The organism is Bradyrhizobium sp. (assembly GCF_017881085.1).
In the GTDB taxonomy this organism is placed as follows: Bacteria; Pseudomonadota; Alphaproteobacteria; order Rhizobiales; family Xanthobacteraceae; genus Bradyrhizobium.
The window spans coordinates 1-6,453 of sequence record NZ_JADGRI010000305.1 but is presented as its reverse complement, the minus strand read 5'-3'; the positions used below and the strand labels follow the sequence as shown (position 1 = coordinate 6,453).

General features: G+C 62.2%; 6 protein-coding genes. All 6 read right to left on the bottom strand.

The features are described from left to right. Positions 1-498 precede the first annotated feature (498 nt). Complete coding sequence (locus QZ213_RS22770; protein WP_291688340.1) at positions 499-1,536, bottom strand: phosphotransferase family protein; 1,038 nt, start codon at positions 1,534-1,536, stop codon at positions 499-501. A gap of 36 nt (positions 1,537-1,572) precedes the next feature. Beyond that, positions 1,573-2,367: an SDR family NAD(P)-dependent oxidoreductase gene (locus QZ213_RS22765; protein WP_291688339.1), complete on the bottom strand. Its 795-nt coding sequence runs from the start codon at positions 2,365-2,367 to the stop codon at positions 1,573-1,575. A 26-nt stretch (positions 2,368-2,393) separates the two neighbouring features. Next, positions 2,394-3,176 carry a glucose 1-dehydrogenase gene (locus QZ213_RS22760; protein WP_291688338.1) on the bottom strand — a complete coding sequence of 261 codons (783 nt, stop codon included), beginning with the start codon at positions 3,174-3,176 and terminating at the stop codon, positions 2,394-2,396. 2 nt (positions 3,177-3,178) lie between these two features. Next, entirely contained in the window at positions 3,179-4,384 is a 1,206-nt protein-coding gene (locus tag QZ213_RS22755) for a hypothetical protein (protein ID WP_291688337.1), read from the bottom strand. Positions 4,385-4,532: 148 nt separating this feature from the next. Beyond that, positions 4,533-5,744: an acyl-CoA dehydrogenase family protein gene (locus QZ213_RS22750; protein ID WP_291688336.1), complete on the bottom strand. Its 1,212-nt coding sequence runs from the start codon at positions 5,742-5,744 to the stop codon at positions 4,533-4,535. A gap of 141 nt (positions 5,745-5,885) precedes the next feature. Further along, on the bottom strand, positions 5,886-6,453 hold a 568-nt coding region (locus QZ213_RS22745; RefSeq protein ID WP_291688335.1), incomplete at its 5' end, for a transposase.

Below are 6,453 nucleotides of genomic sequence, written 5' to 3'. Positions count from 1 at the left end.
ATGGCAGCGGTGAGCGATCCTTGCAAGGATGCGATGTCCCGGGCTGCGGCTGGCAGAAAAATCCTGGGAGGCGGGGACCTTTAGAAATCATTGTCCGCGAGCGCAGCCCATCGTCGGAAGCCAAAGCCGGCTTTGATGGCCGTCTGATCCCCGATACTCAGAATTGAATTGAGAGCCGCCCACGGGCGGCTTTTGTTTAGCCCGTCAGCACGTGGGATGTCGCTTGTTGGCACGAATCGGACCTTGAGCGATATCCGCTATCAGGTCGCGAACGGGGGCAAAGCGGACGTGGCGCGGACAGCCCAATTCGGTCGAGATTGACCAAGACGAGTCTGAACCGCAAAGATTCTAGCGCGCCTTGCCGCGCGCCTCGTCCCACCAGGGGCAGATGCCGGCCATGCGTTGGTAGCCCCTTCAGCGAGGGCAGAAGATCGCGCCGCAGAAATTTCGCGACGGCGATTGTGAGTTCGGCAGGTGTCGGATCGTCCTGCATGTGCTTCACGTCCGTCGCGGCGCGATCAGGCGCAAGAGATCGATTTCCGCCTCTGATGCGCGCCGTCCAATCATCGACAATTCGACCGGGCGATCTGACTGTTTTGCACGCGCTCCCATCTCGATGCACATTACGCCCCATCGCAGAGTCCCGAGCACCTCCCAATAATGCAGGGCAGCTGGGTCGATCTTCGCGCCACCGGCCGCCTCGTAGCCGGCGACCAGGTCGTCGCGGTCGCCAAATCCACCGACCGGCTTGTCGATCTCGCCGTAGCGCCAGGAGTTGGTGCACAGCCAGCCGAGGTCGCTCATGGGATCGCCGAGGTGGGCGAGTTCCCAGTCGAGTACGGCTCGCAATCCGTCGGGGCCGACGATCATATTGCCATTGCGGAAGTCGCCGTGCACGAGCGTGTGCGCCGCGGCATCTGTGTCCATGCGCTCGCGCAGCCAGCAAAAGGAGAGCTCGAAAACCGGCCGCGGCTGGCTGAACCGGCGGTATGTCTCGTGCATGTCGGTAACCTCGCTCGCCGCGGACTTGCGGGGCAGCATGGGCAGCAGCGCTGTATCCACACCATGGATGCGCGCGAGAATGCCGCCGATCTGAAAGGCGAGCTTCGGGCGGATCGCCGCGAACGCTTCGCTCCGGACGATCCGATGGCCGAGCCCTTCACCCTCGACGTGTTCCATCAGGAAGCCGCGCCCGATGCCGTCAGCGGGAGTAAGCACGTGAATGACATGCGGCGTTGGAACGCCTGCCGCCTCCACCACCCGCATCAGCTCAGCCTCAATCTCGAGATTGATTTTGTCGGGATAGGTGGCACCGGGCGGCTGCCTGCGGAGGATCAACCGCCGACGCAGGCCTGGCCCGACAGCCTCAAGAGTCCAAATCTCCTGACTGGCGCCGCCCGGAAGGCGTCGCAGGTCGGTTATATGGTCGATGCCTTGCAACGCGGCGCGCACAACCTCCTGAATTTGGGAAGCGAAAATCCGGCTCAAGTTCCGCGTGCGCTCGTCATCCACGTTTGCCGACTTCAACGAGGTCACATCATTCCATCCAAATCCGGGAAATCCTTTGAACTCTCATGCCTTTGGAGGACCGCCCGAGAGTTCCTTGCGGCTGCCGAGTACCATTGTGTTGAGATGACCTCCACCTGATATGTCGATCTCGGCACCGTTTATGAAACCGGCGTCCTCGCCGCAAAGGAAAGCAACCAATCGCGCTATCTCCTCGGGTCTGCCGAGCCGCCGCGCCGGCGTTTGCGCCACTGCCTGCTCGCGGATCTCCGCGGGCATGCCGAGCACGTTTTCCGTTCCGATGAGGCCGGGCAAGACCGCGTTGCAGGTCACGCCGAAACGCGCGTATTCAAGCGCGATCGTATGCGTGAGGCCGAGCAGTCCGGCCTTGGTGGCGGAATAGCCGGCCTGATTGAACAGGCCGCCGCGCGCCGCCACCGACGAGATGTTGACGATGCGGCCAAAGCCGCGCTCCGCCATCGGCCCGATCACGGCACGCGCCAGATTGAACGCGCCCGTCAGATTGACGCCGATCTCGCGCTCCCACGCCGCCTGCTTCATCTTGGCGAACGGCGCGATATTGTTGACAATGCCTGCATTGTTGACAAGGAGATCGACGGATCCGAGTTCGGCGACGATGGTCGCCACGCCGGCTGCGATCTCTTCCGCACTGCTGACGTCTGCGCGCACGACGCAAGACCTCCGGTGCAGGCCGCGCACGGCCGCGGCCGTCTCCTCGGCCCCTGCGTCGATATCGATCAGGCCGACATCCGCGCCGTCCGAAGCGAGCGCAAGCGCGATGGCACGGCCGATGCCGCGCGCAGCGCCGGAGACAAGAGCGATCCTGCCGTCGAGACCCATCGCGAACCTCCTTTCATCTGCAATAGTTAATGCGAGGCGATGGACAGGCCGCCGTCGACGACGAGACTCGCGCCCGTGACGAACGCACCGCTCGACGCGCACAGATAGAGCACAGCATATCCGATTTCCTGAGGCGCGCCGATCCGCCCGAGGGGCGTGCTCCGAAGGATATTCTCGCGCGTGGGGCCGTCGAAGGCGTCCGCGAGCTTCGTTTCGATGACGCCTGGCAGGATTGTGTTCACACGTATGCCGAATTCGCCGTATTCGAGCGCAAAGCAGCGGCTCATGCCGATCATCGCGGTTTTCAGCGTCGAATAGAGCGCGAGCATTTTATCCGGATGGAGCGCTGCGACCGAGGCAATATTGACAATCGAGCCGCCGCCGCGAAGTTTCATCAGTTTCGCGGCCTCGACGGAAAGATACCAATTGCCACGCAGGTTGACCTCGATCGCCTTCATGAAGAGCGGAGGGTCGGTGTCCTCGATCGAGCGCCACGGACTCAAAACGGCATTATTGACGAGGATATCCAGTCCCTCATGCGTGATGTTGAGATGGGCAGCCATCGAGGCTATGTCTTCCATTCGGCCGATGTGGCAAACGCGCGGCTCGGCACTCAGCCCTTCGTCGCGGAACTGTTGCGCGACGCGCACGCAGTCTTCCGCCTTTCGGCTGCTGATGACCACATGCGCACCGGCCTGCGCGAGCGTGCGCGCAATCCCCTCGCCGATCCCCATTGTCGACCCCGTTACAAGCGCAACCTTGCCGGCAAGATCGAACGGGTTTGCGTGCGTTGCTGCGGTAGTTGCCATTCTCATCCGGCTCCCAGCTTTGGGTTGGACAAGCCGATCTGGCGCAACAACGCCGGATCGACCTTCTCGCGGGCGGCCCGCTTCTTGTATGAAAACTGCCGGCACGCCTCGCCGGGCTTCATTTGGGCATGGCCGTCGATCACGAAGAACAACGGATGGGTTTCCGACGAGCCGCCGCTCAACTGAGCCCGGTTCGAAGCCGCACAGTGCGTGCAATAGGTGGGCGCGCAGGTGCGGTTGAAGTTTATGTTGTGCGGGTCGGGCATGATCGGCGACAGGGGCTCGCCATAGTGGAACATGTCGCGCCACATTTCGCCTCGGAACAGACGCCCGCCGCTGCCGCAGGGATCGAGCCGGAATACGAAGCGATCCTCCTCTTCTTCGATCGTGAAATCGGCGCAATGGTAGTTCCAGGTGCGCGCGATCTCGCGCACGAGTTCATCGTCGCTCATGGCCGCGTAGCGCGGGAACCCCGCGTTGAAGGCCGGCTCGTAGGTTTGCGACAGGACTTCGTCGAGATAGTCGGGTCCGCCCATCTCAATCGCGACAGCGTAGAAATATTCGAGGCACACAACGCCGAAATCATGCCAGGGCTTCCAGTCCTTGCGCTGGCCTGCGAGCAGGCTTTCGACGTCGATATCGCCACTGGCGAGGTTCGTCCGTGCTTGTTCAAGGCGCGTTTGTACGATCGTCGTGCGCTCGGCCTCGTCGAACAATGCTTGATTGCGGCTTGCGTTCTTGGCGAAGCTTAGCCGGCAGGCACCCTGCGGGCCTTTCTGCGTCGTCCAGGCGTCGAAACCCACGGCCTCATTGAGCGCGCCCTGGCAAGCTTTGCAAATCTGGCAGAATGAGCTGACGCCGTCGCTCCAGCCGCCGTACCAGTCCGGATGCTTCTCAGGTAATCCCTGGCGCTCGAGGCGCCCGCCGCTGCCACAGGGCGCGAGTTCGAGCACGACGGTCTCGTTGCTTTCTTGCAGCGGTGCAAGCTTTGCACCGCCCTGCTCGCGGAAGATCGCAATGAGATCGGCGATCGCGCCGCGCTCGTCGCCTCGCTCGTATTGCTCGACCCAGGTTCGCATCAATTGTGCGCCAATGCGTGCCAGGACCTCGCGTGCGCGCTGCTCACCGAAATCGCGACGCAACTTGCCGGCCTTTCGAGCGAGGGTATGGCCGGAGAGTGCGTCGAGGCCGGCGGAACCCTGCCGCATCGCCTCGAGCAGCGTTCCGACGCGTCCGATATCGCCCCGGCGCAAAGCGTCGATGGCATGGGCCTCGAACGGCTTTGCGATATCCGCAAGTTCCGCCTCGGTATATTGCTTCGTCATACTTGGCTCCCGCGAACAGAAGGCATTGCGATCAGGCGGACGTGCCATAGCGCTTCAGTAGTCCTCGCCCAAGCTGCGAGAGATGGACCTGATCCGGCCCGTCGCCGATCCGCATGAAACGCGCATAAGTATAGGCCTCCGCCAGGAAGGTGTCTTGGGAAACGCCGGCGCCTCCATGGATTTGAATGGCACGGTCGATCACGCGGGCGGCCATGTTCGGCACGACGACTTTCGCTGCCGCGATCATGTCGCGCGCCGCCTTGTTGCCCTCACGATCCATCTTTTCGGCAGCCCGCAGCGTCAGCAAGCGCGCCTGTTCGATCTCGCACCAGGAATTGGCGATATCCTCTCGCACCGAACCCTGTTCGCCGAGGGGCTTTCCGAAGGCGACGCGTGATTGCGCGCGGGCGCACATGAGCTCAAGCGCGCGCTGCGCGCAGCCGATCAATCGCATGCAATGATGGATGCGGCCGGGACCCAGACGACCCTGCGCGATCTCAAACCCGCGGCCTTCGCCGAGGAGAATGTTCGTGGCAGGAACCCGTACGTTGTCGTAGACAATCTCGGGATGGCCGACCGGCGCGTCGTCGTAGCCGAACACGCGCATGTCGCGCACGATACGGATACCCGGTGTCTCCCTTGGCACGAGGATCATCGATTGCTGCAGATGCTTGTTCGGATTGCCGGGATCGGTCTTGCCCATCACGATCAGGACTTTGCAATCCTCGCTCATGGCGCCTGACGTGAACCACTTGCGACCGTTGACGATGTATTCCTCGCCGTCGCGGCGGATGCTGCATTGGATGTTGGTGGCATCGCTTGACGCGACCTCAGGCTCGGTCATGGAGAAGGCCGAACGGATTTCACCCGCGAGGAGCGGCCCGAGCCAGCGCTTCTTTTGTTCCGCGGTGCCGTAGAGCGAGAGCACTTCCATATTTCCGGTGTCGGGCGCCGAACAATTGAAGATTTCGGACGCCCACGAGATTCGTCCCATGATCTCGGCAAGCGGCGCGTATTCGAGATTGCTGAGGCCCGCGCCATGATCGCCGGGCAAAAACAGGTTCCAGAGCCCTTCCGCGCGGGCAAGACGTTTCAGTTCCTCGAGGATCGGCGGTCTATGGTGGCGATGCCCGCTCTCGACTTGTTTTCCATAGAGGGTTTCGGCGGGATAGACGTGTCGCGCCATGAAGGTGGAGAGCTGCGCCTGCAATTCCAGCGCTCTTGGGCTGTGATCGAAATCCATCGTCCGGCGTCCTCTGCTCAAGTTGACCGATTCGACCTTCGTTCGCTTTGTTCTCAAGCGGTTTCGGAGTTCTCACGGTGCCGTCCGGAATGCGGTTGGAATTCGGTGTGGCGCGTTCTCCGGTAACATGAAGGTATCGTTTCAGGCGGCAAGGTCAATCGGCTGATCGATGGGCTTTGTGGCGAGGGTCTGCCAACCATCCACTTTGCGCATGTTGATCTGCCCTGAAGCGAGCAGCGCCCAGAACAACATCGCGGCGGTGTCGGCCGACGGCAGAACAGTTTGCGTCTTGATCCGCCGCTTGAATTCCTCGTGCAAACGCTCGATTGCATTTGTGGTGCGTAAGCTGCGCCATTGGCTCGGCGGCAGGCGAGTAAAGGTGAACAAGCGTTCCCCTGCCTCTTCCAGGCTGTCGGCGACAGCACGATGCTTGAGCCTCCATTTGCGGATGAAGGCCTTGCGACGGACCTCTATCTCCTCGGGTGTCGTCGCGTAGATCATGTCGTTGTAATCCGCGGTGATCTCGTCATGCAGGCGCTCGGGTGCATGTGCGAACAGGTTTCTGTGCTTGTGAACCGTGCAGCGTTGCACCGGCACTCCGTCCCAGACGGAGGCGATGGCCTTGTCGAGCCCCGGCGCGCCATCGACGATGAGAAACTCGGGCCGCCGCAGCCCGCGCTTGATGAGATCGTCGAGGACAGTGCGCCAG